The organism is Ectobacillus sp. JY-23 (assembly GCF_023022965.1).
Classification (GTDB): Bacteria; Bacillota; Bacilli; order Bacillales; family Bacillaceae_G; genus Ectobacillus.
Window position 1 is genome coordinate 224,484 of record NZ_CP095462.1, and the last position, 23,064, is coordinate 247,547.

The following is a 23,064-nucleotide window of genomic DNA, read 5'->3' on the forward strand; positions in this document are numbered from 1 at the left end:
AGTACTAGAACTGCTTCTTAAATGTGTCTTGCATCTACACATTAGCCACTTTTCTTTTCTGTCTAAAAATAATATTGAATTTTCTGTTTATATATAAAGAACATCATAGATGATAAGTCTTTCTTTGTAACGGATTTGTTACATTAGTATTGAAAATGTAATGGTAAAAAAATACTATTCCTGAGCGTTCCTCTATGTTTCTGATAAAATTCATGATAGAATGAATCGTAATGAATTTATAAAAAGGTGGCTAGGTGCTTTGTCTGGAGGATCTGACCAAATAAATGCTATTTATATTAATGGAGACCGTCGCAATCAGTGTTTTCTCACATCGGGCATCAGTTTCCATGAGTTTGCTAACAATATTCCATCACCGCTTCGCAATGTTCTTCTGCTAAAGCACGATTTCGAATGGACAGATTATAATTATCATACGCTGTTTGAATATGTTGAAGAAGAAAATATACAAAGGCTGATTTCAGCTGATGTAAAACAGTTTCGTGAATTTTGCTGGATTGATTTTGACGATGTAAATGATTTAGAAGAAATGGAACCCATTGAGATAGCAGAGTTATTATACTTAGCTCATAAAAAAGAGCCAATGGGAAAACCTTTCTTTGCACTGCTCAAAAATAAATACGTGTATCTATCTCCGGATGATGGCTGGTTAAACAAAGTGTACTTCAGAAGACTACAGGATTTTGCAGGTCTTCTCAGTAAAGTGATTCCGTATAAGTTAGGTGCATTCGGAAAAAAAAGATTTTCATTGTTTCAAAAAACCAAAATATATCCTGCCATTACTAGAGCGGTAATGGAACAGATGTTACCTTGGACAGAAGATGGTCTTCTCATTGATCTGGAAAATAAACAGGAAACGAGAAGAGGATTAGAAATACCATTGTATGTAGTAGGTTCTTACACGAATGCAGACGATGTAATGGAAAATCTGGAAGAGCTAAGAGCACAGGCGCAAGATCGTGCGTGGCTTATTTTTGATAAAAAAGAACAAGAATGGAAATGGGAAACGGAATAGATGGAATGATTGTAAAGCTTTTTTATCATACACATGTAAAAGAACACACCGCGTACGGTGTGTTCTTTTACATAGCTATACGAAAAAACAAGCTAAATACAATAGAAAATGCGCTGAATCCAATGGCAGTAAAAGCTAACGTTTTTGCTCCGTAACGTAAAGCAATTAAACCAGCTACAATACCGATTGATCCAAGAAAAACAGGATAAAAAGCAATAGAAAATAAGGAAATAAATAGAGCAATGTACCCCAGTATAACACCCTTATTGGTCTTAGATGTAAGTAAGTTTACAGAATCATGCGGTGTAATTTCAGCTGCATATTCTTCATCATGACGGCGAATATGATAGTGTTTTGTGCCTCGTTTTAGTTTCAAAAGTTATTCCTCCTTCTTTAGTGTAGAGGTATTAGTATGTTGTGTTTGTGACGAAGAAAAATGCGTTCCGGATTTTCCCAAAGGTAAATCCAGCATTCTCATGGAATATATACGGAATAAAAGGAAAGTGGTGACAGATATGTTCAAATGGCATGAGCAAGCACAACAAACATGGGATAAAGGTGCAGAAAACTGGCATAAAAGTAGTGAAAACATGTGGGAAACTGGAAGTAGAAGTACGATCATTCCATTGATGCAGCAATTTGTTCCTGTTGGATCTTATGTATTAGACGTAGGGTGTGGTGATGGGTATGGTACATATAAGTTACATGAGGCGGGTTATGCAGCAGTTGGCATAGATTTATCGGAGCATATGATTGCATTTGCGCAAAAACGGGTAAAAGATAAAAAGCTCTCTTTTCAGCAGGCTGACTTAAAAGCGCTTCCTTTTGCAGATAACAATTTTGATGCAGTTATGGTTGTAAACGTTTTGGAATGGACAGAGAATCCATGGCAGGCATTACTGGAAATAAAACGTGTTTTAAAGCCGCATGGTAAAGTGTGTATAGCGATACTGGGCCCAACTGCAGCACCACGTTCATATAGCTATCGTCGCTTGTACGGTGACCATGTGGTATGCAATACAATGATGCCCTGGGAGTTTAAAAAATTGGCACAAGAAAACGGATTTAATGTGTTAGCAGGACAAGGTGTATATAAGCGTGGCGTGTTAGAGAAAGAAGCAAAACAAATGCCAGAAGAATTACAACAAGCCCTGAGCTTTTTATGGTTATTCATCTTAGAAAAGCAATGAAAAAACAGAGGGCTTCAACCTCTGTTTTTTAGAGACGATTAGTCGTCGCAACGTCCACCTACAGATACCGCATTAACTCTGTTCACATTAACACGTGTTAGGCCAGGGAAACCGTTGAATCTAGATAGAAGCAAGTTGCCGTTTTGGAATCCTTCAAAGATACCGCGAGCTGGTCTTTGATCGTCATATTGAATTACAACAGGTGTACCAGGGCTTAAAGTTCTTAAGAATCGAGCGATACTGTTCTCATCATAAGCACCTGCAACGTTATTGCCATTGCGGTCGCCATTTCCATAGTTATTGTAACCGAAACAACTCATACTTTTTCACCCCCTTCATGTAATATATCTTATGCTTGTCTTGTAGAAGGTGTGTTGGACAAGAAATAAACTATTGCGGATTTTCACGAAAAAAATAGAGTTAAGAGGATGTATATAAAAGGTAATGTACCGATGGATAAAACTGTACTAATACCGACTCCAACAGATGTAAATTCTGCATCGCCTCCATACTTCAATGCATATAGAGACATTGTTGGAGCGGAAGGCATCCCAGCAAGTAAGACTGCTGCAGCAATGACACTAAAATTAGGGGTAAAGGGAATGAAGGCAAACAGTAAAAGTGGAACAAGCAATAACTTAGTAAATGCAGCAATCCAAATGTAGGGACTGGCACTAATAGTTACAGCTGATCGCAACGACAGGCTCCCAAGCAGGCTCCCAATTGCTAGCAGTGATAATGGTGTGGTCATGGCTCCTATGTTTTGCAATGGCTGCAAAATAACAGCTGGAAGGGAAAGTGGTGTGAGAAATAACAGTAAGCCGATACAAGTAGATAGAACGCCTGCATTCAAAAAAATCTCAGTTCGAGAAATAGCATGATCTTTATTAAATAAATGAATACCATACGTCCAAATGAGAAATAAGTATAAGATGTTAAAAATAATCGTATATATAATACCTTCTGCGCCTAATATGTAGCCGCATACAGCGTAACCGATAAAACCTTGATTGCCAAATACTGAGATACCTTCAAAACCGCTGCGGCACTTTGAATGCAACTTGCATATGTTAGATAACAGCTTTCCTATGAGTACTGCTGTCAATAGAGCAAATGCAGACATGCCAATAAGCCAAAAAAAGTGGGACAATAGTGTGAAGGCGAAGTGTGTATCTAAAGACGACACAATTAATGCAGGCAATGTAATCAATAAAACAATTTGCATCATAACATGGTCAGATGCTTGTGTGAGCACATTTCGCCGTTTTAGAACAAATCCAACACCTGCAATTACATATAATGTTATGAGTTGTTCAACCAAAGGTATAAACTGATTCAAATGTATCCCTCCTTTTTGGTACGATATTCAAATCTCCTATAAAGGTGTCATAGCAGTAAAGGTTGCTTTTATCCAGTGTTCTTTGTACACTGTATAGTGACGAAGGAACGCCTTTCAGTATGAAAGGCGTTCCGTTTTTTGGGAGGCTCGCATGTTTGATCCGACTGTGTTTGATAATTTAAAAGTAATCGCAGAAGGTGCTATATACGATAAAGATTTAGATGGAGACATTTGTGTTATAAACCGCAGTGACTGTGTGGATTTAGCTACGATGAGCCGGGCGTATCATATTTCGTTTCGTTTGCCGACAGATACTACACAGGCTAAGCTCTTATTGACGGTAGATGCACAAAATTTGGTTGGGGAAATTTTAGAACAACAAGCTATGCCTGGCTGTCGTTTGGAACTTACCTTTACTTGTAAGTTGTCGTCTGTTGCCGTATGCGAAAATATACAGGCACTGGTTGAGAAAATTTGGGGCCGGGAGCGCATGATTGTACAACAAATTTCATACGAATATAAACAACCGGTATATACAAATGAGATATCAGTAGCGTTCCAAAAGCACATTACAGAGGATCATGCAGATGATTTATCTATTGTCGTAGAGTATATGATTACCACGTTACATACGCTCAAGGATATCCTCGGAAACCAAAGATGAAGGAGATAAAGGGATGAAGGATTTAAAGCCATTTTTACAAAATGCCTGGGAAAAAGCAGGATTTCAAGCATTTACTGATGTTCAAACACAAAGTTTGCCTCTTGTACTTGAGGGAAAGGATGTAATTGCCGAATCGCCAACAGGAACGGGAAAAACACTTGCGTATTTGTTGCCATTGCTACAAAAAACGGATGAAGCCATTGCAAATCCACAAATTGTGATTGTATCGCCAACACGTGAGCTAGTGATGCAAATTCATAGCGAAGTACAAAAGTTTACAGAAGGAAGCGTTTTGTCTGGTGCATCTTTGGTTGGAGGTGCGGATATTAAGCGACAAGTGGAGCGCTTAAAAAAACATCCGCAAATAATTGTTGGCTCACCCGGACGTATTTTAGAATTGATTCGTATGAAAAAGCTAAAAATGCATGAAGTGAAAACGATTGTATTTGATGAATTTGATCAAATGATCAAACAAAATATGAAAGGGTTGCTAGAAGATATAGTAAAAACAACAATGCGAGATCGCCAATTGTTGTTTTATTCAGCGACGATGCCAAAAATTGCAGAAGATGCAGCCCGAGAGATGGCGAATGAACCTACGATCATTCGCATTAAGCGGAGCGAAGAAACGAGTCGTGTGAAGCATTTGTACGTAGTTGGCGAACTACGTGAGAAACTGGATAACATTCGCAAAATCGTGAATATGGATAATGTAAAGGCTGTTGCATTTATGAATGATCCGTTTCGACTTGACGATATGGCATCCAAGCTGCAGTTTCGAAAAGTGGCAGCAGGCGTTATTCACTCTGACGCAAAAAAACAAGAACGTGCAGCAACACTTAGAGCTTTTCGTCAAGGGAAAATTCAAGTTGTGTTAGCCACAGATGTAGCAGCAAGAGGTCTTGACATTGAAGGTCTAACACATGTACTTCATCTAGACCTACCGGAGACAGTTGACCAATATATTCACCGCTCTGGTCGAACAGGCAGAATGGGCAACGAAGGAACAGTAATATCGCTCGTTACACCAAACGAAGAAAAAAAGCTATTGCAATTTGCGAAAAAGCTCGGTATTCAATTTGAGAAGTTAGAAATCTATAAGGGTGGTTTTATTGAGAAAAAGCCAGCACCAGCTAAGAAAAAGCGACCTGCGTTTACAGCGCGCAAAAAGCCTAGGTAAATTCCTAGGCTTTTTCTGTTGCTTCCGCAGTTAGAAGATAATGCACAATACCCATTGCACAAACATCTATATCCAATTGTAAAATTTCATATACAGCATGAGAAGCAGGCACACCTTGCGCAGTTAGATAGGCTCGGATATCTGCAAGTAATTTGGCGGATATTTTATTTGCTGCCCGCTCTGGATTTTGTTCGTTTTGAAGCACGTCTTTTCCTGTTTCTACAAAGTGAGGTAGCCATGTTTCAATTTGACGACATACCCCACGAACGTGAGAAGATACACCAAAATGACTGAAATAGATATGATGCACACCAAGCTCATGAATGCGATGCAGTGATTGTAACATGGTTTCCGGATTGAATTGAGTAGGAGAGGTAGAAGGTAAATAGAACTCGACACCACAATCCATCAATTCTCCGTAATAAATACCGATTGTGTCACCGGTAAAAATACCGTTCGTTAAAGAGTCGTGAATGCTGATATGATGATTGGCGTGTCCTGGTGTATCATAAAACGTGAGAAGTCGCTTCGGTGAAATACGCAAAGTAGCATGATCTTCCATGGTTATTATACGATCAGAAGGAACTGGCAGAATTGGTGAGAACAATGTGTCAAATTGGTCTCCATACACTGCTTTAGCGCCCGCAATCAACTTTGTCGGATCAATAAGATGTCTCGCGCCCCGAGGGTGAACAAGTAGCTTTGCATTTGGACAGCGCTCCATCATCAGTCCCGCGGCTCCGGCGTGGTCTAAGTGTACATGTGTTACAATTATGTAAGCGATATCATTTTTATTTATACCAAGTGCATGTAATCCTTGCTCAATATTTGGAACAGATGGGCTTGCGCATGTTTCAATCAATGTAACATACTCACCAAGTAACACATATGTGCCTGTACGACCTGGTCGGTTTAAATCGTAATCATCAATTAAGTACAGTTGTTCACCAACTTGTTTCGGTATTGTCATGTGTATCCTCTCCCTTCAACATTCACAAAAAAATCAGAAGAAAACAGGGTTTTCCTCGGATCTAGTAATATATATTTACAGTATAAGGCAAAATAAAGAGAAAGTCTATTTTAGTTAGAATATTCAAACTATTTAGAGTTCATTTTTTTAGACATTGTATTTGAAAACATTTATCATACAGATATAAAGTAAAAGGAGGTACTACATATGTCTGTATATCAATTTGAAGTTAAAACGATTACCGGAGAAACAAAAACATTGCAGGATTATGCTGGAAAAGTGCTGTTAATTGTAAACGTGGCTAGTAAATGCGGATTTACACCACAATATAAAGGGCTGCAAGCTCTGTATGAGCAATACAAGGAACAAGGATTTGAAGTGCTTGGATTCCCATGTAATCAATTTATGGCCCAAGAGCCAGGGGATGAAGCGGAAATTGCCAGCTTTTGTGAGTTGAATTACGGTGTTACATTCCCGATGTTTGCCAAAGTAGATGTAAACGGAGACAATGCACATCCATTGTTTAAGTATTTATGCGAGCAAGCGCCTGGTATGTTGGGACTAAAGGCAGTGAAATGGAATTTTACCAAGTTTCTCGTAGACAAAGATGGGAATGTGATTGAGCGTTTTGCGCCGCAAACGGCACCGGAAGATTTAAAGTCAGCAATCGAAAAGCACTTGTAATAAAAGTGAAGCTCCATGCACAGAGAAATGTCAAAGAAGATTAAAGCCGAAAAGGGTGCCCTAGCTGGACACCCTTAGTTTTGGTAGCATCGATATATTCATCCGCGCTGTAGCAAAATATACCCGCTCACATCAGTGGATGGACCGGCGCATTCCACAACAAAGCCGTTTGCGAGTAGGCAGTCGACTGCGCGCTGCGCTGAGCGGCCAGGGCGCAATCTGCGCGTGCAAGGAGAAGCACTGCCAACTACATTTGCTGTGACAATTGTAATGGGGGCGCTTGGATCCAATGGATTTCGTTCGAAGGTGATGAGCACGAGATCTGTGGGACGAGGGATAGAAACCATTTATATTCCTCCTTCAAAGAGTAGCTATATGATATAAAATGCTTGTCTTTGAAAGCGGCTTGTTTCCTTGTCACGACTTTTGAAAAATGGGCATACAAAAAGAGAGCGCACTCTTTTATGTGTGAAACAGTGAACTGTTTAAAGCGCTAATATAGCGCTGTGCAGACCGCTGTACGGCAAGGTGTGCATCGGTTTCTATGACTCTATGAAATGCATTATATAAACGATCAAACCGCAAAGGCTTTACACGGTCTGCTATATGAGGTACTGTCTTGGCTGGAAGTGGAATCAGATTTGGATAGCTGTACATAAAGCTGACCCAATTTCGATCAGCCATCACCTGAATAATATCACCTGTAAAAAGGGTACCTTTCCCTGCAGTCCAATGTAATACAGCCCCCCTTTAAAGTGTCCAGCCAAACGGTATATGGTCAACTCCTCAGACAAACGAAGACATTCTCCTTTGTACGGTTTGATACTTTTATTCTATTTCATTTCTTACTTGCTAAAATCCGCCACCAGTAGCAATTTTCCCCTCCAAAGTATGAGCTATAGAGAAAAGATGTGTATCTTAAGGCGTTATGGTACAATAAGAAACTGGGTGATAGAGATGAATATATATATTGAGAAAACCATTGCTTTTGTAAAAGACATATTGGGCAAAGATGCGACAGGACATGATTGGTATCATATTGAACGTGTACATAAGCTAGCCCTCGTGCTGCATGAAAAAGAAGGGGGAAATCGTTTTGTAATAGAAATGGCCGCGCTTCTTCATGATGTGGCTGATGAGAAGCTTAATGAAAGCGAAGAGGCTGGTTTACAAAGGGTTGTGAACTGGCTGAATTGTTTAGAAGTACATAAGGAAGACCATTCTCATATCATAGCCATCATTGCAAACATGTCCTTTAAAGGCGGACATGGGGGCAAAGTGGATACAATAGAAGGCAAAATTGTACAGGATGCAGACCGCTTGGATGCAATTGGTGCTATCGGCATCGCACGGACGTTTGCGTACGGGGGAGCGAAGGGGCGTTTAATGTATGACCCAAATATACCGCCGCGTGAGAATATGACAAAGGAGCAGTATCGGAATGCCAACGAGCCGACACTAAATCATTTTTATGAAAAGCTCTTGAAGCTGAAAGCTTTAATGAATACAGAAACAGCCAAAAGAATGGCAGGAGAACGCCATGCCTATATGGAAGCCTTTATACAACAATTTATGAAAGAGTGGAATGCCAAAGCATGAAGATGTTACAAGTAGAAAATCTAGCAAAATCATATGGAGAAAAGCCTTTATTCACAGACTTAACTTTTAGCATTACAGAAGGGGAGCGTATTGGCGTAATTGGTGTCAATGGGACAGGAAAATCCACCATGCTAAAAATTATCGCCGGTGCTGAGCAAGCAGATGCTGGTGATATCAGCCATACACGAGGATATACAATTAGCTATCTGGCGCAGCAACCGGAATTTGATGAAAATTTGACGGTGCTTGAACAAGTGTTTTACGGAGATACACCGCTCATTCGCTTGCTACGTGAGTATGAAACAGTGTTACTGCAGCTTGAGAAGCAGCCTGAAAATGAGTCCGTTCAACAGAATTTATTTACCCTACAGCAACGAATGGATGCGATGAACGCATGGGAAGCGAATGCGAATGCCAAGACTTTACTTACAAAGCTAGGTATTCATGACTTTACTGCCAAAGTTGGTGCGCTTTCAGGCGGTCAAAAGAAGCGCGTTGCGATGGCGCAGTGCTTTATTCAAACACCGGACTTGTTGATATTGGATGAGCCAACGAACCATTTGGATCATGAGACAGTTGAGTGGCTGGAAGAATATTTATCACGCTATAACGGTTCTTTATTACTCGTAACGCATGACCGTTATTTCCTTGACCGTGTTACAAATCGTATCTTGGAGATTGATAATGGCAAGTTATACAGCTATGAAGGCAACTACGGTGCTTTTTTGGAAGCAAAGGCTGTTCGAGAAGAAAATGAAATCGCGCAAGAAGAGAAGCGACAAAATTTATATCGCCGTGAGCTCGCTTGGATGCGCCGCGGTGCAAAAGCTCGTACGACCAAGCAAAAAGCGCGTATTCAGCGATTTGAAGAGCTAGAGAAAAAGGATGGGCCCGCATTGAAAGGGCAAGTGGATATTTCCATAGGCGGCAGTCGTCTTGGCAAAAAAGTATTGGAGCTAAAGGATGTTACCAAATCTTTCGGCGAAAAGATGGTGCTAAATCATTTTAGCTATATTGTTAAGCCAGGTGATCGAATCGGGATTATTGGTGCCAATGGAAGCGGAAAGTCTACGCTTTTAAATATGCTGACTGGACAATTAGAACCAGATCACGGTGAGATTGAAATAGGACAAACGGTGAAAATTGCTTATTATACACAAGAAAATGAAGGTATGAATGTAAATCAGCGCATGATTGAGTATATCAAGGAAGGCGCGGAAGTGATTCATACATTAGATGGCAAAATTATCAGTGCTTCGCAAATGCTAGAGCGTTTTTTATTTCCGCCAAGCACGCATGGTACACCAATTGGAAAACTGTCTGGCGGTGAGCGCAGACGATTGTATTTGCTGCGCATTTTAATGGGCGAGCCGAATGTATTGCTTTTGGATGAGCCAACGAACGATTTGGATACACAAACCCTCACTGTATTGGAAGATTATCTGGAGGACTTTCCGGGTGTCGTTATTACTGTATCGCATGACCGTTACTTCTTAGATAAGACAGCAGAAGAGTTGTTTGTCTTTGAGGGAGAAGGCAATGTTCGCGTATTCTTTGGTAGCTACAGTGAATATTTGGAGGAGAAAAAGCAGGTAGAAGCGTTGAAGAAAGCGGACGCTGTTAAAGAGAGAAAAGTAGCGGAACAGCCGAAACAGAAAAAACGCAAACTATCGTACCAAGAGCAGCGTGAATGGGATGGTATTGAAGATAAAATTGCTACGCTGGAAGAGAAACTTGAGGAAATTGGTGCTGCACTTGAAAAGGTAGGAGCTGATTTTGAGCGCGCACAACAGCTTACAAATGAACAAGAGCAAGTAGAAGCGGAATTAGAGCAAGCTATGACGCGCTGGGAAGAGCTTTCAGAAATTGTGGAAGGTTTGAAGTAAATCCTCATATATTGAAATGAGGACAAAAACTCTGTACACTTACTACAAAGGAGGCACGATATGAGGACAAACAACCCGATGTTAAAAGAAGAAGCGTTTCGCAAAGCTCCTGCGAGCAGCGGGACGATGACGGTAGGCGGTACCGCTGGGAAAGCATTTATTATGTTAGCCCTGCTTCTTGGAACAGCTGTATACGCTTATATGCAGGTAGTACAAAATAAAATGAGTATGGGTGTTATGATTGGCGCGCTCTTAATCGCAATGATTTTAGCGTTTGCTACGGCGTTTGTCCCTAAAATTTCGCCTGTTACCGCACCGGTGTATGCGGCAGTAGAAGGAATTGTACTTGGGACGATTTCAGCTATGTATATGCAACGCTTTGGAGATCAGGTTGTATTATATGCGGTACTACTGACAATTTCAGTTATGTTTGCCATGCTGCTTTTGTATGCAACCCGTGTTATTAAGGTAACAAACAAGTTTCGTATGGGTGTCCTTTCCGCTACGCTTGGCGTTTTGTTTATGTATTTAATTGTGGCCGTGATGCAATTATTTGGGGTATCGGTACCATTTTTGCATGATGGCGGAACCATTGCAATTATCGTAAGTGCTGTTGTTATTGTCATTGCAGCATTAAATCTTGTATTGGATTTTGATTTCATTGAAAACGGCGCGCGCTCCGGTGCACCAAAATATATGGAATGGTACGGCGCGTTAGGTCTGATGCTTACACTTGTATGGCTGTATCTTGAAATTTTGCGTCTTGTTTCGTACTTTGTCAGAAATGACTAAAAAAGCGCCTCTCTAGAGAGGTGCTTTTTTATATAGACTTCTGTTTGTGCATTGTAATATGTACAGCTCTTTTGCATAGAAAGTATTTATCATGCAAAAGAGCTAATTGCCCCTCTTCCAAACTAGCTGTAAATTATCTGCGCGCAATAATCAGGGCAATTAAAACAAGGATAATTAACGTAAGCAGCGTTTTGCGATCTTGTCTATTATGAGAATGATTTACATGTTTCTTAGTAACAGTTATATTGGCTAGTCTAGAAACGTCTTTTGTTGTGACAGAAGTGTTATTGCGGTTTCGAATTGTATTCGTACTAACAATGTTTTGAGCGGGGGAATTATTTTGATGCCGGACAGGGATGATGGAATCCGGAAGTGTAAATGTTCCGGTTTGATTTGTATTGTTATTGTGGCAATTATCAGAAAAATAATCAAAAAAGTCATCGGTAAAATCATCAAATGTATCGTCCGTAAAGTCAGAAAAGACATCATCCTCCTGCTGGTTGGGGGTGACGCCGCATAATTCAGGAAAATTGCGTTTAAAGTACTCACTAATACAATGTAAATCGTCACTTGTATATTGATATCCTAATTTATTAGAAACGTACGGCATGTTGCGCCGTTTATGATTCGCAGCCATTTTTTCACTCCTTCAAGCAATCTACTGCTAATATATACAAGTTCGGACAAAATGGTATGGACAACCCGCCCATATAACGACAAAATATATGCAATACACATATTCCTATTAGAAGAAAGTCTATTTTTTACCCTGCGACTTGCGAACAAGCTTATTTAAATACACGCTTTCAGGCGTTTTTCAAACTTCTATCTGTTATTTACAATGTAGAAAACAGGATAGGAGTGAGATAAATATGATGAATCGTGTCGTGTTAATTGGTCGTCTTACGAAGGACCCGGAACTGCTGTATACAAAGCAAGGGATTGCATATATGAAGGTACGTATTGCAGTGTCTCGCGGGTATCGCAATAGCCAAGGAGAGCAAGAGACGGATTTTATTGATTGTAATGTATGGCGCAAGATGGCGGAGAATGTATCGTTGTATTGCAAAAAAGGTGCTTTAATCGGTATTAGCGGCCGCATTCGAACAAGTTCTTTTGAAAATGAGCAAGGGAAACGCATGTACCGAACGGAGATTACCGCAGAAAACGTATCATTTCTAGAGCGAAAAAAGATACAAACGTCTCGTTAGCATGAAACCTTTGCATCGTGCTACACTAGAGGTAGGAAATCGCGAAGGAGAGAGTTAGATGAGAATTACAGCAATTGAACCGACCCCAAGTCCGAACACGATGAAGGTTATTCTAGATGAAGCATTACCGGCAGGGAAACGAAATAACTATACAAAAGACAACCAAGGTGAAGCGCCTGAAAAAATTCGTGCTATTTTGGCAGTTGAAGGTGTAAAAGGTGTATATCATGTTGCCGATTTTTTAGCGGTTGAGCGCAATGCGAGATATGACTGGAAGCCCATTTTACAAAATGTCCGTGCTGTATTTGGCGAAGCAGAAGCGACAGATGTACAAGCTGCTAATGCTCATTACGGTGAAGTTAAGGTGTTTATTCAAATGTTTTACGGCATTCCAATGCAAGTTAAGCTAACAGACGGTGAAGCGGAAGAGCGTTTCGGTTTACCTCCATACTTTAAGGAAGCCATTATGAAGCTACAAATGACGGCACCGAACGTGGTGCAAGAGCGTAAATGGGCCGAGCAAGGTACACGCTATGGCGAACTTGCGGATATTGGGAAAGAAGTGGTTGATGAAATTACAGCTGCTTATCCAGAAGAACGCGTGCAAACTTTGATGAACGATTTATTGAAGCAAGGCGGAGCGAAGGAGTTGGTTGTGAAAAAACGTGTACCGTATCAGGTTACACTAGAAATGATGGAGGACAGCGATTGGAAAAATCGCTATGCGGCACTGGAGCAAATGGAGCCGACGGAGGCTGATTTGCCGGTGCTTGAAAAAGCATTAGGTGATGAAAAAGTGTCCATTCGTCGCTTGGCAACAGCGTATCTAGGCATGGTGAAAGGAAAGGTTGTTATGCCACTTTTATACCAGGCGCTCCAGGATAAAGCTGTTAGTGTACGAAGAACAGCGGGAGATTGTTTATCGGATATTGGTGATAAAGAAGCCATGCCAGCAATGATTGCGTCCCTGCAGGATACGAGTAAGCTTGTCCGCTGGCGTGCAGCGATGTTTTTATTTGAAGAAGGAGACGAAAGCGCATTGCCGGCATTAAAAGTAGCGCAGAATGATCCTGAATTTGAAGTGGCGATGCAGGCACGCTTAGCAATCGAGCGTATTGAAGGCGGCGAAGAGGCGAAGGGTTCGGTATGGAAGCAAATGACCGAATCGCGAACGCAGGAATAAGATAGCTTAAGGGGAAACTATTATTGTATAGATGAGAGAGAAGAATGGGGGATATACCATGCTTACTGTGTTTTATGATAGCTGGTGTCCACTATGCACCGGGGTGACGGAGCAGACGCGGCGCCTAGATCGCAGACAGCGTGTTGTTTTCATCTCTTTTCGAGATGAAAACGTAGTGAAGTCATATCAACTGTCAGAAGATATGCTACGCAAAATGGAACAGCGTCTATTCGTATATGACGGAGAGTGGCAAGAAGGCATTTACGCGGTAAAACGCTTGGCAAAAGAAGTGCCTACGTACTGGTTGCTTATTCCATTTATACAGCTCGCCATTACCTTTGGCTTTGGACAACGAGTATATGATTATATTGCATCGCGCCGCTCTATTGTCCCGACAGGTCATTGCCAAGAAGGTGTATGTCCAATCGGAAAGGCAAAGCACTAGCATTGCCTTTCTTTCTCATGGTATGATAAAGAAGTATAAAGGTTTAAGGAGAGAGTAATCATGGTAAACGCTTACGAAGAATATATGAAACAAATTGTTATGCCGATGCGTCAAGAACTTGTTCGTGCTGGCTTTAATGAGTTAACTACTGCAGAAGAAGTAGAAAATTACCTTGAGCAAGCAACTGGCACAACGCTTGTTGTGATCAACTCGGTGTGTGGCTGTGCAGCAGGGTTGGCTCGCCCGGCGGTGGCACAAGCGTTGCTACGTGCAGAAGACAAGCGCCCAGATCATCTTGTGACAGTATTTGCTGGACAGGATAAAGATGCGACTGCAATGATGCGTTCTTATTTTGAAGAAATTCCGCCATCTTCTCCGTCCATGGCTTTACTAAAGGGCAAAGAAGTGGTTCATTTTATCCATCGTCACGAAATCGAAGGAAACAGTCTAGAAGGTATTATGAACAACCTTCTAGAGGCATTTGAGCAGCACTGCTAAAAGGGAGAGATGTCTCCCTTTTTGTTTTGAGGTGATGATATGATTATAACGACAGCAGGACGTACGAACAAGGAGATGACAACATATGCGAGGCGGGTTGCTGATGAGCTAAATGGTACATTTGTGAAACGAAACGATGCAACCATTCATGATATGCATACGAAGTATGAAGAGGATATATTGGTAGCAGGAAAGAACCGGCTGGAAATGTATCCACTGGGCGGTGACAGCTCGTTCTTTTTTCATCCAAACTCTGCAAGCTTTCGTATTAAGCGTCTTATGCGCGGTGAACACGATCCATTTGTGCAGGCAACTGGCTTGCAAGCTGGGATGACATTTCTTGATTGTACGCTCGGTATGGCATCCGATAGTATTGTTGCGAGCTATATAACCAAAGAAGCAGGACGAGTTGTGGGAACAGAGGCCAATCGCTATATGGCCTATATTGTAGAAAAAGGCTTGCTATCATGGCAATCGGATATTCCAGAAATTAATGAAGCGATGCACCGTGTTACCGTGATGCATACAGAGCACCTTACCTATCTGCAAACCTGTGAAACAGATAGCTTTGACGTCGTATACTTTGATCCGATGTTTGAAGAAAGTATTCTAGAATCCGATGGACTCAAAGGATTGAAGCGTTATGCCTTATACGACGATATCATCGCTGACACGATAGAAGAGGCGTTGCGCGTCGCAAAGCAGCGCATTGTGCTAAAAGATCACTTTCGCAGTGAACGCTTTACAAGATACGGATTTACACCGATACGCCGCAAAACTGCCAAATTTCATTTTGGTGTAAGGGAGATATAAAAAAATGATTGTTATAGCTTGCAAAACAAAAAAAGTTGTATATAATAAGCTATAAGAAAATTTAGGAAAATCAAGGATGAAGAGAGTAGTCATTAGTAGTAGCGAAAGCGAGTCAGGGATGGTGTGAGCCTGATGCGAAGCGGTGATGAAGCGCACTTCGGAGATGCTTGTCTGAAAGAAAGTAAGACGAGCCGGGGATCCGATCCCCCGTTATGAAACGGAAAGGGGTTCACAGAACCAAAAGGGTGGTACCGCGGGCAAAGCTCGTCTCTTAACAAAGAGACGAGCTTTTTTTATTTTAAAGGAGGATTGTGATGAGATATAAAAGTGAAGTTGCCAAACAATTACACAGCGTATTACCGGAGTTATCAATTAAAACAATTGAGTCTCTATTAGAGAAACCGAAGCATGAACAGCACGGAGACCTTGCGTTTCCTTGTTTTGAGCTTGCAAAAACGATGCGCAAGGCGCCGGCGCAAATCGCTGCGGCGCTGGCAGAAAACTTACATGCTGACATATTCACCAAAACAGAGGCTGTTGGTCCGTATGTCAATTTCTTTTTAAATCGTAATATTGTGAGTAAAGACATTATTGCTATCGTTTTAGAAGAAAAAGAAGCCTATGGAAGTCATACAAACGGCATCGGCAAAACAATGGTAATTGATTATTCATCGCCAAACATTGCCAAACCATTTTCCATGGGGCATTTGCGCTCTACCGTTATCGGCAATTCTTTAAAGCAAATTGGAGAAAAGTGCGGCTATCAAGTCGTTGGCATTAACTACATTGGCGACTGGGGCACGCAGTTTGGTAAGTTGATTACCGCATATCACAAGTGGGGCGAGGAGGATAAGGTAAAACAACATCCAATAAAAGAGTTGTTTCGCTTGTATGTACGCTTTCATGAGGAAGTAAAGGAGCATCCTGAGCTTGAAAATGAAGGGAGAGCATGGTTTAAAAAGCTGGAGGATGGCGATAAAGAGGCATTGAAGCTATGGACATGGTTCCGCAGCGAATCTTTGCAGGAATTCTCACGTATTTATGACTTGCTGGGTGTAAAGTTTGACAGTTTTAACGGCGAGGCTTTTTACAATGATAAGATGGATAAAATGGCGGAGTTTCTAGAACAAAAAGGTCTTTTAACAGAATCAGAAGGCGCCCAGGTTGTTATGCTAGAGGATGAACAGATGCCGCCGTGCTTAATTCGTAAGTCTGACGGCGCCACACTATATGCAACCAGAGACTTGGCAGCGGCTATGTATCGCCAAGGTATGTATAAGTTTGACCGTGCTCTTTATGTCGTAGGCGGCGAACAAAGTCTTCATTTTCAGCAGATATTCTCTGTGCTGCGCAAAATGGGCTATAAGTGGGTAGATGGAATGACTCATGTACCGTTCGGGCTCATTTTAAAGGATGGTAAAAAGATGTCAACGCGAAAAGGAAGGGTCATTTTATTGGAAGAAGTGATTGCAGAAGCAATTGCGTTGGCGAAAAAAAACATTGAGGAGAAAAACCCAGCGCTTGCTAATAAAGACGAGGTAGCCAGACAAGTTGGTGTAGGTGCTATTTTATTTCACGATCTGAAAAACGAGCGTATTCACAATATCGAGTTTTCTCTTGAGCAAATGCTAAAATTTGAAGGAGAAACAGGGCCGTATGTGCAGTACACGTACGCGCGTGCCTGCTCCTTGCTAAGAAAAGCTCCATACGAACCCCAGGAAGCTAGTGCCCTCACAGATGATAATAGCTGGAGCATCGTCAAGCTGCTAGAGGCTTTTCCCACTGTTGTCGCTACAGCATTTGCACGCTATGAACCCTCGCATATTGCCAAATACGTACTAGACCTAGCGCAGGCTTTTAATAAGTATTATGGTCATGTGCGTATTCTAGAAGAGGATGCTGAAAAATCAGCACGTTTGGCGCTTGTGTATGCGGTGACAGTAGTGCTGCAGGAGGGGCTAAGATTGCTTGGGGTAGATTCCCCGTCTGAGATGTAAGATAAGTGATAAAAGAATATATCAATTGAGTAGAAAAGGATTAGATGTTATATAAACGTCTAGATGGTAAGGTCATCATAGAAACGAGTATGCACTTCGAAGAAAGGCGCATTCGGTGGGTTGCAAAGCATCTTTTTAAAAACGGAGATATTGTAAAAAAGTCTATTGTGAGACAGTTGTCCAAATGCCGCATCATTTCTCCGGAAATTAATGTTTTGTTGCAGCAAGTGGTGGATGAATATCACGGAAGAAGTTTGTAAACCTAGTGATGGTAAGATGTAAATAAAACAACTTGTAAAGAGAAGGGCGCAACCTGCTAGTCATATTTAACAGATTGCGCTCTTTTATGTTGCATATTTGGCAAAGGACATTTTTCTTTTTGAATGGAAATATACATCAGTATAGATGCTTTCAAAGGAAGAAAGGTGGGCAGAAGATGAAAAAATCATTATGCTTACTTATAATAATTGTATGGTCTGTTAGTTTAGTTTCAGGCTGCAATGAGACCCATTCGTATGTAGGAGAAAGCAAGAATTGGAAAGGGACACTCCATCTTACGCAATCAGGTGGTAAAGAAGTTGAAGAGGGGACCATCGTATACAAAGGAAAAGACAAACAGGAAGTCAAACGCGTGATATGGAAAGTGCAAGGCATGCACGGAGAACGCGGGGGCAACGACTATTTGACGGATGGAACTATCAGAATAAGCGGTAGCTGTACGGGGTGTGCGATGCAAGGTAAGGATGAGCGATACGAGGTAACCGTAGAATGGAATGGAGTAACAGAAACATTTCAGATGAAACGACGCTAATAACAATCTCTTCCTGTAGTTAAAATAAGAGCTTCTATTAAAGATCATAGTGTAGGTTTTTCTGCATTCATCATTTCCCTCGTTTATTCAGTTGTAACAGGAATGATTTTGTATAAACCGGTCTATATGATTGAAGAGTTACATTTGGGTGGAGATGAATTACAACCTACACAGTTATTATAACTACCATTTTAAGAAGCACTATAAATAACATATTGATTTACATTGTTAATTAAGTAGAAAAGCACAACATTATTTGCACAAAAAAACGCTGTTGATTAAACATCAACAGCGTTTTTTTATTCTATTTTAGTTTGATGGCTCAACGTGAGTATAATCTAATAACTCTACTTTAACGGCAGCTAAATCTTTTTGATCAAATTCCTTGTTAAATTGAACGGGGGATAGTCCAAATGTCACAGTGTCAGTTCCCAATTGTTCTTTTTTGTTACCGTCATATGTTTGAACGGTAAATTTAATTACATAAGGATGACCTAGTTGATTCTCTTTTTCTGATTGGTCTAACTCAACAACATCATAATTTTTGTTCCACCAGTTATATTGAATTTTAATGGTATCCTTTTTATAATAATTTGCTACTGCCTGATTTAATTCATCAGTAAACTGGTCTAATATAAGATGGTCGATAGCTTGTTCCATTCTTTTCGAATCGTGTTTATGTTGCTTTTCAGCATTTGCCGGTATGTAATATACGCACAAAGATAACAAAAATAATGCGAATATCAGTAACTTTTTCATCTAATCACTCCTTTTCGAATAGTCTTTCAAAGAGGGATTGATGTTATTCAAATAGTTATCATGAAACAGTACAGAGCAACCAAGGAACTATTGTAAGTAATTTATATCCTTAACTTCATACAATGTTGAAACAGAAGAACGCCCATCATGCCAAGATGGGTGTTCTTCTTATAGAGTATTTTGGCTAGGATATTTATCCAACACTGGCTGCAACGATGCAGTAACTCCTGACCAATACGAATGCAAGCAAAAAGGTGAAGAAATTATAATTTTCAGATAACGGTAAGTTCCACTGTCTTATTCTATGCTATAATAAGACAACGATATAGGTATCTATGTAGATAGTTTCAATTTTATATGAACTGTTGTTGCAGTTGTGGTACATACACTGGGTGACTTTCTTGATGCACTAACTTAATAATATTATCTTTTGGGATAATACAATTTTATTGAACAGCCACTTACCTTGATTCGTCGATTTGATAGTACATATGTAGTGCTGCAGAAAATAATTTAAATCTTTCTACATAGACATAACAATACACTTGCAAATTGAAAGGAAGAAGAAACATTATGACACTAAAAGCAATACAAGCAGCTACAAATGTACGACCTTGGAAGACAGGAATCATATTAGCTATTATCCTTGCCACAATTGCAGGCGTTTATTATTACTTCTTTTATTCTCCTTACCTACAAGGTATTTCTAGTTCAGAAGAAAAGTTATATCAAGACTTAAAAACGTCTAGGGATATAAGTTCTCTAAAAGAAGCAGAAGCACAAAAAACAATAAGGTTATTTCTATACTCCATTAAAAAAGAAGATTGGAGTATAAGCTCTCTTTTTTACGATACAAACAAGGATGGTACAATTAACACCGCATTCGGACCGAAAGAAGCTACACCAGATGTACTCAAGCAATATAGAAAGATGTTTGTTGGTGAAAAAGATCCGTTCACGCAAGAAGGTGGCAAGCAATCTGACGTTGGGTATATTCCACTAAAAGGTTCAATGAGTGTAAGTCTTGAACGAAAAGAAGGTATTTGGTATGTAGATTCCTTTCATGAACAATAATTTTCAAATAACAATAGAAAAGTAACACGTATGGTTCTTAATAACAAAGTTTTAAAATCAGGTCCAAATACAAAAAATAACATGGGATGTGAATTAAAAACAGAGTTGATATGTATTAAATCAATGTGTAAAGGAGGAAGAGGTGTTTTGAAAAAGTTGGGATACATCATATTGGTTGCGCTATCTATTACAGCTTGTAATCCAGAAACTAAATCTACTGATGCAACGAAGGTAAAACAGGTGAACAGCACAGCATCAGAAGTGCCGTCATTTTTTGAGATATCTGTGACTCAAAATGTTAAATGGAAAGAAAGCTCTGTCTTTTCTTATGAGGGGATGGAGTTACGTGGTACAGAAGGGAAGATAGGTATTTTATCTGTACCTTGGAAAGCAGGTGTTCGCAATAAGTACATGTGGCATTTCTTTGGCAACAACATCCCAACAGGTCAATTAACAGTTGTAGCTGTGAAAAAGGGAACAAATGAAGTGCGTAAAGTGTTACTCATCCCGGACAGTGATAAACAAGAATGGACAAGCGGCCGAGGCGGTATTCCTGCGAGCTCGCAAAATCATTCGGACTTGCCGGCGGAAATGGTATTACCGTCAAAAGGTTTGTGGGTACTAAATGCTTATATTGGGGGAGAATTATTCGGCCAAATTGTAGTGGATGTCCAATAATACTTTAAAAATCATGATGATATAAAAAATCAAAGTTACTGACATACTAAACTTCATAAAACGTAAACTGTTTCGCTTCCTGCCTCTACATAAAAACGCAGAAGAGAAGAGTTGAATTTAGATATGTCTGGAATTTGAAGTAACCTTCGGAACATTTTAAAAATTGCCCTTAACGGGCTTTTTTTATAATTCTTTATAAAAGAACCAATATGCTGAGTATCAAAATGCAAAAATGAACATTAGAGAAAAAGTATTTTTCAAAGATATAAACAAAGTATTATCAAAAGCAGATCGTTTTTTAGGTGAAAATCGAATTTCAGGAGGAGGGTTTCATCCTAAAAGACAAGTATACGTTTACTTAACTGTGTCAGAAGATGGGAAATGTATCAGAAATCTTATTGTTGATGCTGAAACCAAAAGACCAATCGCTAAATCAGAACCTTTAAAGAAGCAATAAAACAATAAGACCCATTCGTATGTAGGAGAAAGCAAGAATTGGAAAGGGACACTCCATCTTACTCAATCAGGTGGTAAAGAAGTTGAAGAGGGGACCATCGTATACAAAGGAAAAGACAAACAGGAAATCAAACGCGTGATATGGAAAGTGCAAGGTATGCACGGAGAACGCGGGGGCAACGACTATTTGACGGATGGTATTATCAGAATAAACGGTAGCTGTACAGAGTGTGCGATGCAAGATGAGGGTGAGCCGTACGAGGTAATCGTGGAATGGAATGGAGTAAAAGAAACATTTCAGATGAAACGGCGCTAATCAGTAATACAAACGAGCTTCCAAAAAGTATGACCATTTATGTTTACGCATGGTATAGTTACTCTCTTCATGCGGTTAAAAACTTAAGTACCCTTGGGAATACAAACGGCGGAATTGGCAAGAAAGAGATGAGCATCTGGTGCGTCAATTACAGCATGCAGTAAAACAGCTTTTGCAGGCCGAAAAGCCCATAAGGATTACAAAAACACGTCTGATGAAAATGGCACAAACTCCATACGCCTTGCGTTTCCCCTTATATCATCTTCCGAAAACAGAGGTCTACTTGCAAACAGTAGGAGAAACGGTGATCACGTTTCAAATTCGCCGCATCCAATGGGCAGCAACAGAGATAGCTAAAAGCAATCGGGACGTAACACCGTTTGCAATCCGCGTAAAGGCGAGTTTTTTAGATCCGAAACGGATGAGCGGTGTTGTATGGAAAGAAATTCATCGTCAAGTCGACCGTTTTGCACAATCTAACGCACAAATCGTGTGTGAAAAAGGACGTAAATGCAGTGTGGGTAAAAGTAGTAATTGTAGGCATATAACGGAGAGAAGGAGAATATGAAAGCATTAGTTGCTACTGCTATATATTAATACTCATTATTTTATAATATGTAGTATATTAGAGGATTTAGATTACAAGGGGGGAAATTCATGAAGTATGTATGTTTAGTATTGCTTTCTTGTTTGTTGTTAATGGTCGGGTGTCAGTCAAATGAAAAATCGGCGTTAGATGATAGCACACTCACGTTACAAACAGCCCCAAAAGAAGTAAACCCAAAACATTATGAACTTGTTTCATTAGAAAAGGCAAAAGAAGTCATTCCGTTTACTGTGAAGTTCCCCGTAGATATTCCTGAAGATTACAAAGCAATTCAAGAGGTAGATATTCAAGATTGGGGAAAGAAAAAATAGCAATAGAAATGAAGATACTTTCTAAAGACCCACAACAAAAGGGAGTCGGAATATACACATTGCGAATTGCAAACTTTACTGATGTTGCTTCTAGCATGATTGAACAAAAGGAATACGAAAGAACAGTAAAATTACAAAGCGGAACAACTGCATATTATAAAAACGGACAGATATTCTGGAAAGAAGCCAGTTTGGAATATCATATACAATACCTTCCCTTACCTGACGGCAAAGATACAGATAAACTAGAAAGTGTAATTGATATGGCAAATCAAATGGAATAAAGTCAATTCTGTGTCATTGTATGTGCAAAAATATTACAAAAGTAGAACATGCCAATTCGATGGATTATATTTTAGAAGGGTGCGGCGCAATTACAAATACTCAGCTATTGTTTACAGTTCTTAAAGATTAATAAAGTTGAAAAGAGGGAATTTTCTTTTAGTAAAGGTGCTGTTAAAGGAAAATATTGATAGTCAATATTCGATAAAAAGGCTGTGTCATTTGACAGTCCTTTTACATTCTTGCTCCAATATAACCATCGTTAGTTCCATAAGAAATAAGAAAG

Annotated in this window: 31 protein-coding genes, 1 pseudogene and 1 other annotated feature; of the genes and pseudogenes, 24 read left to right on the forward strand and 8 right to left on the reverse strand. The window is 40.0% G+C overall.

What is annotated here, in order from left to right:
• Window positions 1-259 precede the first annotated feature (259 nt).
• Complete coding sequence (locus MUG87_RS01150) at window positions 260-1,033, forward strand: oxalate:formate antiporter (protein ID WP_247084762.1); 774 nt, start codon at window positions 260-262, stop codon at window positions 1,031-1,033.
• Between the two features lie 67 nt (window positions 1,034-1,100).
• Here the strand turns inward: MUG87_RS01150 and MUG87_RS01155 are convergent, their stop codons facing one another.
• Complete coding sequence (locus MUG87_RS01155; RefSeq protein ID WP_247084764.1) at window positions 1,101-1,409, reverse strand: permease; 309 nt, start codon at window positions 1,407-1,409, stop codon at window positions 1,101-1,103.
• A gap of 139 nt (window positions 1,410-1,548) precedes the next feature.
• On the opposite strand from MUG87_RS01155, the gene MUG87_RS01160 reads away from it, so the two are divergent.
• Complete coding sequence (locus MUG87_RS01160) at window positions 1,549-2,223, forward strand: class I SAM-dependent methyltransferase (protein WP_247084766.1); 675 nt, start codon at window positions 1,549-1,551, stop codon at window positions 2,221-2,223.
• Window positions 2,224-2,261: 38 nt separating this feature from the next.
• Here the strand turns inward: MUG87_RS01160 and MUG87_RS01165 are convergent, their stop codons facing one another.
• Entirely contained in the window at window positions 2,262-2,543 is a 282-nt protein-coding gene (locus tag MUG87_RS01165) for a hypothetical protein (protein WP_247084768.1), read from the reverse strand.
• Between the two features lie 83 nt (window positions 2,544-2,626).
• On the reverse strand, window positions 2,627-3,562 hold the full coding sequence (locus MUG87_RS01170) for an AEC family transporter (protein ID WP_247084770.1): 936 nt from the start codon (window positions 3,560-3,562) through the stop codon (window positions 2,627-2,629).
• A 151-nt stretch (window positions 3,563-3,713) separates the two neighbouring features.
• On the opposite strand from MUG87_RS01170, the gene MUG87_RS01175 reads away from it, so the two are divergent.
• Both MUG87_RS01175 and MUG87_RS01180 read left to right on the forward strand, forming a co-directional pair.
• Window positions 3,714-4,226 carry a hypothetical protein gene (locus MUG87_RS01175; RefSeq protein WP_247084772.1) on the forward strand — a complete coding sequence of 171 codons (513 nt, stop codon included), beginning with the start codon at window positions 3,714-3,716 and terminating at the stop codon, window positions 4,224-4,226.
• A 13-nt stretch (window positions 4,227-4,239) separates the two neighbouring features.
• On the forward strand, window positions 4,240-5,406 hold the full coding sequence (locus MUG87_RS01180) for a DEAD/DEAH box helicase (RefSeq protein WP_247084774.1): 1,167 nt from the start codon (window positions 4,240-4,242) through the stop codon (window positions 5,404-5,406).
• Between the two features lie 4 nt (window positions 5,407-5,410).
• Here the strand turns inward: MUG87_RS01180 and MUG87_RS01185 are convergent, their stop codons facing one another.
• A complete protein-coding gene (locus MUG87_RS01185; protein WP_247084776.1) occupies window positions 5,411-6,376 on the reverse strand; it encodes an MBL fold metallo-hydrolase in 966 nt (321 codons plus the stop codon).
• 207 nt (window positions 6,377-6,583) lie between these two features.
• Here MUG87_RS01185 and MUG87_RS01190 point away from each other — a divergent pair, with 207 nt between their 5' ends.
• Entirely contained in the window at window positions 6,584-7,060 is a 477-nt protein-coding gene (locus MUG87_RS01190; RefSeq protein WP_247084777.1) for a glutathione peroxidase, read from the forward strand.
• A 98-nt stretch (window positions 7,061-7,158) separates the two neighbouring features.
• Here MUG87_RS01190 and MUG87_RS01195 read toward each other — a convergent pair whose 3' ends face one another.
• Complete coding sequence (locus MUG87_RS01195) at window positions 7,159-7,407, reverse strand: hypothetical protein (RefSeq protein WP_247084779.1); 249 nt, start codon at window positions 7,405-7,407, stop codon at window positions 7,159-7,161.
• 115 nt (window positions 7,408-7,522) lie between these two features.
• Window positions 7,523-7,875: pseudogene (locus MUG87_RS01200) on the reverse strand (hypothetical protein); the annotation flags it as partial.
• Window positions 7,876-8,017: 142 nt separating this feature from the next.
• On the opposite strand from MUG87_RS01200, the gene MUG87_RS01205 reads away from it, so the two are divergent.
• Genes MUG87_RS01205 through MUG87_RS01215 form a run of 3 tightly spaced genes read left to right on the forward strand, consistent with a single transcriptional unit; the run spans window position 8,018 to window position 11,337 of the window.
• Window positions 8,018-8,659 carry an HD domain-containing protein gene (locus MUG87_RS01205; RefSeq protein WP_247084781.1) on the forward strand — a complete coding sequence of 214 codons (642 nt, stop codon included), beginning with the start codon at window positions 8,018-8,020 and terminating at the stop codon, window positions 8,657-8,659.
• Window positions 8,656-10,545, forward strand: a complete 1,890-nt coding sequence (locus MUG87_RS01210) for an ABC-F family ATP-binding cassette domain-containing protein (RefSeq protein WP_247084783.1) — start codon at window positions 8,656-8,658, stop codon at window positions 10,543-10,545. The genes MUG87_RS01205 and MUG87_RS01210 overlap by 4 nt, the downstream gene beginning before the upstream one ends.
• Before the next feature lie 60 nt (window positions 10,546-10,605).
• Complete coding sequence (locus MUG87_RS01215) at window positions 10,606-11,337, forward strand: Bax inhibitor-1/YccA family protein (RefSeq protein WP_247084785.1); 732 nt, start codon at window positions 10,606-10,608, stop codon at window positions 11,335-11,337.
• Window positions 11,338-11,470: 133 nt separating this feature from the next.
• On the opposite strand, the gene MUG87_RS01220 is transcribed toward MUG87_RS01215, so the two are convergent.
• On the reverse strand, window positions 11,471-11,974 hold the full coding sequence (locus MUG87_RS01220) for a hypothetical protein (protein WP_247084787.1): 504 nt from the start codon (window positions 11,972-11,974) through the stop codon (window positions 11,471-11,473).
• A gap of 235 nt (window positions 11,975-12,209) precedes the next feature.
• Here MUG87_RS01220 and ssb point away from each other — a divergent pair, with 235 nt between their 5' ends.
• The 8 genes from ssb to MUG87_RS01260 all read left to right on the forward strand — a co-directional run bounded on the left by ssb (window position 12,210) and on the right by MUG87_RS01260 (window position 18,295).
• Window positions 12,210-12,548, forward strand: coding sequence for a single-stranded DNA-binding protein (gene ssb, locus MUG87_RS01225; RefSeq protein ID WP_247084789.1), 339 nt, complete (start codon window positions 12,210-12,212; stop codon window positions 12,546-12,548).
• Window positions 12,549-12,606: 58 nt separating this feature from the next.
• Window positions 12,607-13,731 carry a conserved virulence factor C family protein gene (locus MUG87_RS01230; protein WP_247084791.1) on the forward strand — a complete coding sequence of 375 codons (1,125 nt, stop codon included), beginning with the start codon at window positions 12,607-12,609 and terminating at the stop codon, window positions 13,729-13,731.
• 58 nt (window positions 13,732-13,789) lie between these two features.
• Entirely contained in the window at window positions 13,790-14,176 is a 387-nt protein-coding gene (locus MUG87_RS01235; protein WP_247084793.1) for a thiol-disulfide oxidoreductase DCC family protein, read from the forward strand.
• Window positions 14,177-14,236: 60 nt separating this feature from the next.
• Window positions 14,237-14,674: a BrxA/BrxB family bacilliredoxin gene (locus MUG87_RS01240; protein WP_124564589.1), complete on the forward strand. Its 438-nt coding sequence runs from the start codon at window positions 14,237-14,239 to the stop codon at window positions 14,672-14,674.
• A 39-nt stretch (window positions 14,675-14,713) separates the two neighbouring features.
• The gene (locus MUG87_RS01245) at window positions 14,714-15,487 is read left to right on the forward strand and encodes a class I SAM-dependent methyltransferase (protein WP_247084795.1); all 774 of its coding nucleotides are present in this window, start codon (window positions 14,714-14,716) and stop codon (window positions 15,485-15,487) included.
• A 64-nt stretch (window positions 15,488-15,551) separates the two neighbouring features.
• Window positions 15,552-15,762 (forward strand) — a binding site (T-box leader).
• A gap of 39 nt (window positions 15,763-15,801) precedes the next feature.
• Window positions 15,802-17,484: an arginine--tRNA ligase gene (argS, locus tag MUG87_RS01250; protein WP_247084797.1), complete on the forward strand. Its 1,683-nt coding sequence runs from the start codon at window positions 15,802-15,804 to the stop codon at window positions 17,482-17,484.
• Between the two features lie 44 nt (window positions 17,485-17,528).
• A complete protein-coding gene (locus MUG87_RS01255; RefSeq protein ID WP_247084799.1) occupies window positions 17,529-17,744 on the forward strand; it encodes a hypothetical protein in 216 nt (71 codons plus the stop codon).
• A gap of 176 nt (window positions 17,745-17,920) precedes the next feature.
• On the forward strand, window positions 17,921-18,295 hold the full coding sequence (locus MUG87_RS01260; protein ID WP_247084801.1) for a hypothetical protein: 375 nt from the start codon (window positions 17,921-17,923) through the stop codon (window positions 18,293-18,295).
• A 309-nt stretch (window positions 18,296-18,604) separates the two neighbouring features.
• Here the strand turns inward: MUG87_RS01260 and MUG87_RS01265 are convergent, their stop codons facing one another.
• Entirely contained in the window at window positions 18,605-19,054 is a 450-nt protein-coding gene (locus MUG87_RS01265) for a DUF3888 domain-containing protein (RefSeq protein ID WP_247084803.1), read from the reverse strand.
• 573 nt (window positions 19,055-19,627) lie between these two features.
• Between MUG87_RS01265 and MUG87_RS01270 the strand changes: the two genes are divergently transcribed.
• The 8 genes from MUG87_RS01270 (at window position 19,628) to MUG87_RS01305 (ending at window position 22,780) form a co-directional block, all read left to right on the forward strand.
• Window positions 19,628-20,128 carry a hypothetical protein gene (locus MUG87_RS01270; RefSeq protein ID WP_247084805.1) on the forward strand — a complete coding sequence of 167 codons (501 nt, stop codon included), beginning with the start codon at window positions 19,628-19,630 and terminating at the stop codon, window positions 20,126-20,128.
• 147 nt (window positions 20,129-20,275) lie between these two features.
• Window positions 20,276-20,806, forward strand: a complete 531-nt coding sequence (locus tag MUG87_RS01275) for a DUF4871 domain-containing protein (RefSeq protein WP_247084807.1) — start codon at window positions 20,276-20,278, stop codon at window positions 20,804-20,806.
• A 232-nt stretch (window positions 20,807-21,038) separates the two neighbouring features.
• The gene (locus MUG87_RS01280; protein ID WP_247084809.1) at window positions 21,039-21,263 is read left to right on the forward strand and encodes a hypothetical protein; all 225 of its coding nucleotides are present in this window, start codon (window positions 21,039-21,041) and stop codon (window positions 21,261-21,263) included.
• 135 nt (window positions 21,264-21,398) lie between these two features.
• Complete coding sequence (locus MUG87_RS01285; RefSeq protein WP_247084811.1) at window positions 21,399-21,578, forward strand: hypothetical protein; 180 nt, start codon at window positions 21,399-21,401, stop codon at window positions 21,576-21,578.
• Window positions 21,536-21,742 (forward strand): hypothetical protein, encoded by a 207-nt coding sequence (locus MUG87_RS01290; RefSeq protein ID WP_247084813.1) that lies wholly within the window; start codon window positions 21,536-21,538, stop codon window positions 21,740-21,742. The genes MUG87_RS01285 and MUG87_RS01290 overlap by 43 nt, the downstream gene beginning before the upstream one ends.
• Window positions 21,718-22,146 (forward strand): hypothetical protein, encoded by a 429-nt coding sequence (locus MUG87_RS01295; RefSeq protein ID WP_247084815.1) that lies wholly within the window; start codon window positions 21,718-21,720, stop codon window positions 22,144-22,146. The genes MUG87_RS01290 and MUG87_RS01295 overlap by 25 nt, the downstream gene beginning before the upstream one ends.
• Window positions 22,147-22,235: 89 nt before the next feature.
• Complete coding sequence (locus tag MUG87_RS01300) at window positions 22,236-22,496, forward strand: hypothetical protein (protein ID WP_247084817.1); 261 nt, start codon at window positions 22,236-22,238, stop codon at window positions 22,494-22,496.
• The gene (locus MUG87_RS01305; RefSeq protein ID WP_247084819.1) at window positions 22,478-22,780 is read left to right on the forward strand and encodes a hypothetical protein; all 303 of its coding nucleotides are present in this window, start codon (window positions 22,478-22,480) and stop codon (window positions 22,778-22,780) included. Before MUG87_RS01300 ends, MUG87_RS01305 begins: the two co-directional genes overlap by 19 nt.
• Window positions 22,781-23,064: the final 284 nt, after the last annotated feature.

Excerpts from the sequence above, each read along its gene's own strand:
- MUG87_RS01290 (WP_247084813.1), top strand. The coding sequence starts at position 21,536 with ATGGAATGGAGTAAAAGAAACATTTCAGATGAAACGGCGCTAATCAGT.
- MUG87_RS01205 (WP_247084781.1), top strand. The coding sequence starts at position 8,018 with ATGAATATATATATTGAGAAAACCATTGCTTTTGTAAAAGACATATTG.
- MUG87_RS01260 (WP_247084801.1), top strand. The coding sequence starts at position 17,921 with ATGAAAAAATCATTATGCTTACTTATAATAATTGTATGGTCTGTTAGT.
- MUG87_RS01195 (WP_247084779.1), bottom strand. The coding sequence starts at position 7,407 with ATGGTTTCTATCCCTCGTCCCACAGATCTCGTGCTCATCACCTTCGAA.
- MUG87_RS01190 (WP_247084777.1), top strand. The coding sequence starts at position 6,584 with ATGTCTGTATATCAATTTGAAGTTAAAACGATTACCGGAGAAACAAAA.
- MUG87_RS01235 (WP_247084793.1), top strand. The coding sequence starts at position 13,790 with ATGCTTACTGTGTTTTATGATAGCTGGTGTCCACTATGCACCGGGGTG.
- MUG87_RS01230 (WP_247084791.1), top strand. The coding sequence starts at position 12,607 with ATGAGAATTACAGCAATTGAACCGACCCCAAGTCCGAACACGATGAAG.
- MUG87_RS01300 (WP_247084817.1), top strand. The coding sequence starts at position 22,236 with ATGAAGTATGTATGTTTAGTATTGCTTTCTTGTTTGTTGTTAATGGTC.
- ssb (WP_247084789.1), top strand. The coding sequence starts at position 12,210 with ATGATGAATCGTGTCGTGTTAATTGGTCGTCTTACGAAGGACCCGGAA.
- MUG87_RS01270 (WP_247084805.1), top strand. The coding sequence starts at position 19,628 with ATGACACTAAAAGCAATACAAGCAGCTACAAATGTACGACCTTGGAAG.
- MUG87_RS01210 (WP_247084783.1), top strand. The coding sequence starts at position 8,656 with ATGAAGATGTTACAAGTAGAAAATCTAGCAAAATCATATGGAGAAAAG.
- MUG87_RS01220 (WP_247084787.1), bottom strand. The coding sequence starts at position 11,974 with ATGGCTGCGAATCATAAACGGCGCAACATGCCGTACGTTTCTAATAAA.
- MUG87_RS01215 (WP_247084785.1), top strand. The coding sequence starts at position 10,606 with ATGAGGACAAACAACCCGATGTTAAAAGAAGAAGCGTTTCGCAAAGCT.
- argS (WP_247084797.1), top strand. The coding sequence starts at position 15,802 with ATGAGATATAAAAGTGAAGTTGCCAAACAATTACACAGCGTATTACCG.
- MUG87_RS01180 (WP_247084774.1), top strand. The coding sequence starts at position 4,240 with ATGAAGGATTTAAAGCCATTTTTACAAAATGCCTGGGAAAAAGCAGGA.
- MUG87_RS01185 (WP_247084776.1), bottom strand. The coding sequence starts at position 6,376 with ATGACAATACCGAAACAAGTTGGTGAACAACTGTACTTAATTGATGAT.
- MUG87_RS01280 (WP_247084809.1), top strand. The coding sequence starts at position 21,039 with ATGAACATTAGAGAAAAAGTATTTTTCAAAGATATAAACAAAGTATTA.
- MUG87_RS01255 (WP_247084799.1), top strand. The coding sequence starts at position 17,529 with ATGTTATATAAACGTCTAGATGGTAAGGTCATCATAGAAACGAGTATG.
- MUG87_RS01245 (WP_247084795.1), top strand. The coding sequence starts at position 14,714 with ATGATTATAACGACAGCAGGACGTACGAACAAGGAGATGACAACATAT.
- MUG87_RS01165 (WP_247084768.1), bottom strand. The coding sequence starts at position 2,543 with ATGAGTTGTTTCGGTTACAATAACTATGGAAATGGCGACCGCAATGGC.
- MUG87_RS01175 (WP_247084772.1), top strand. The coding sequence starts at position 3,714 with ATGTTTGATCCGACTGTGTTTGATAATTTAAAAGTAATCGCAGAAGGT.
- MUG87_RS01265 (WP_247084803.1), bottom strand. The coding sequence starts at position 19,054 with ATGAAAAAGTTACTGATATTCGCATTATTTTTGTTATCTTTGTGCGTA.
- MUG87_RS01160 (WP_247084766.1), top strand. The coding sequence starts at position 1,549 with ATGTTCAAATGGCATGAGCAAGCACAACAAACATGGGATAAAGGTGCA.
- MUG87_RS01240 (WP_124564589.1), top strand. The coding sequence starts at position 14,237 with ATGGTAAACGCTTACGAAGAATATATGAAACAAATTGTTATGCCGATG.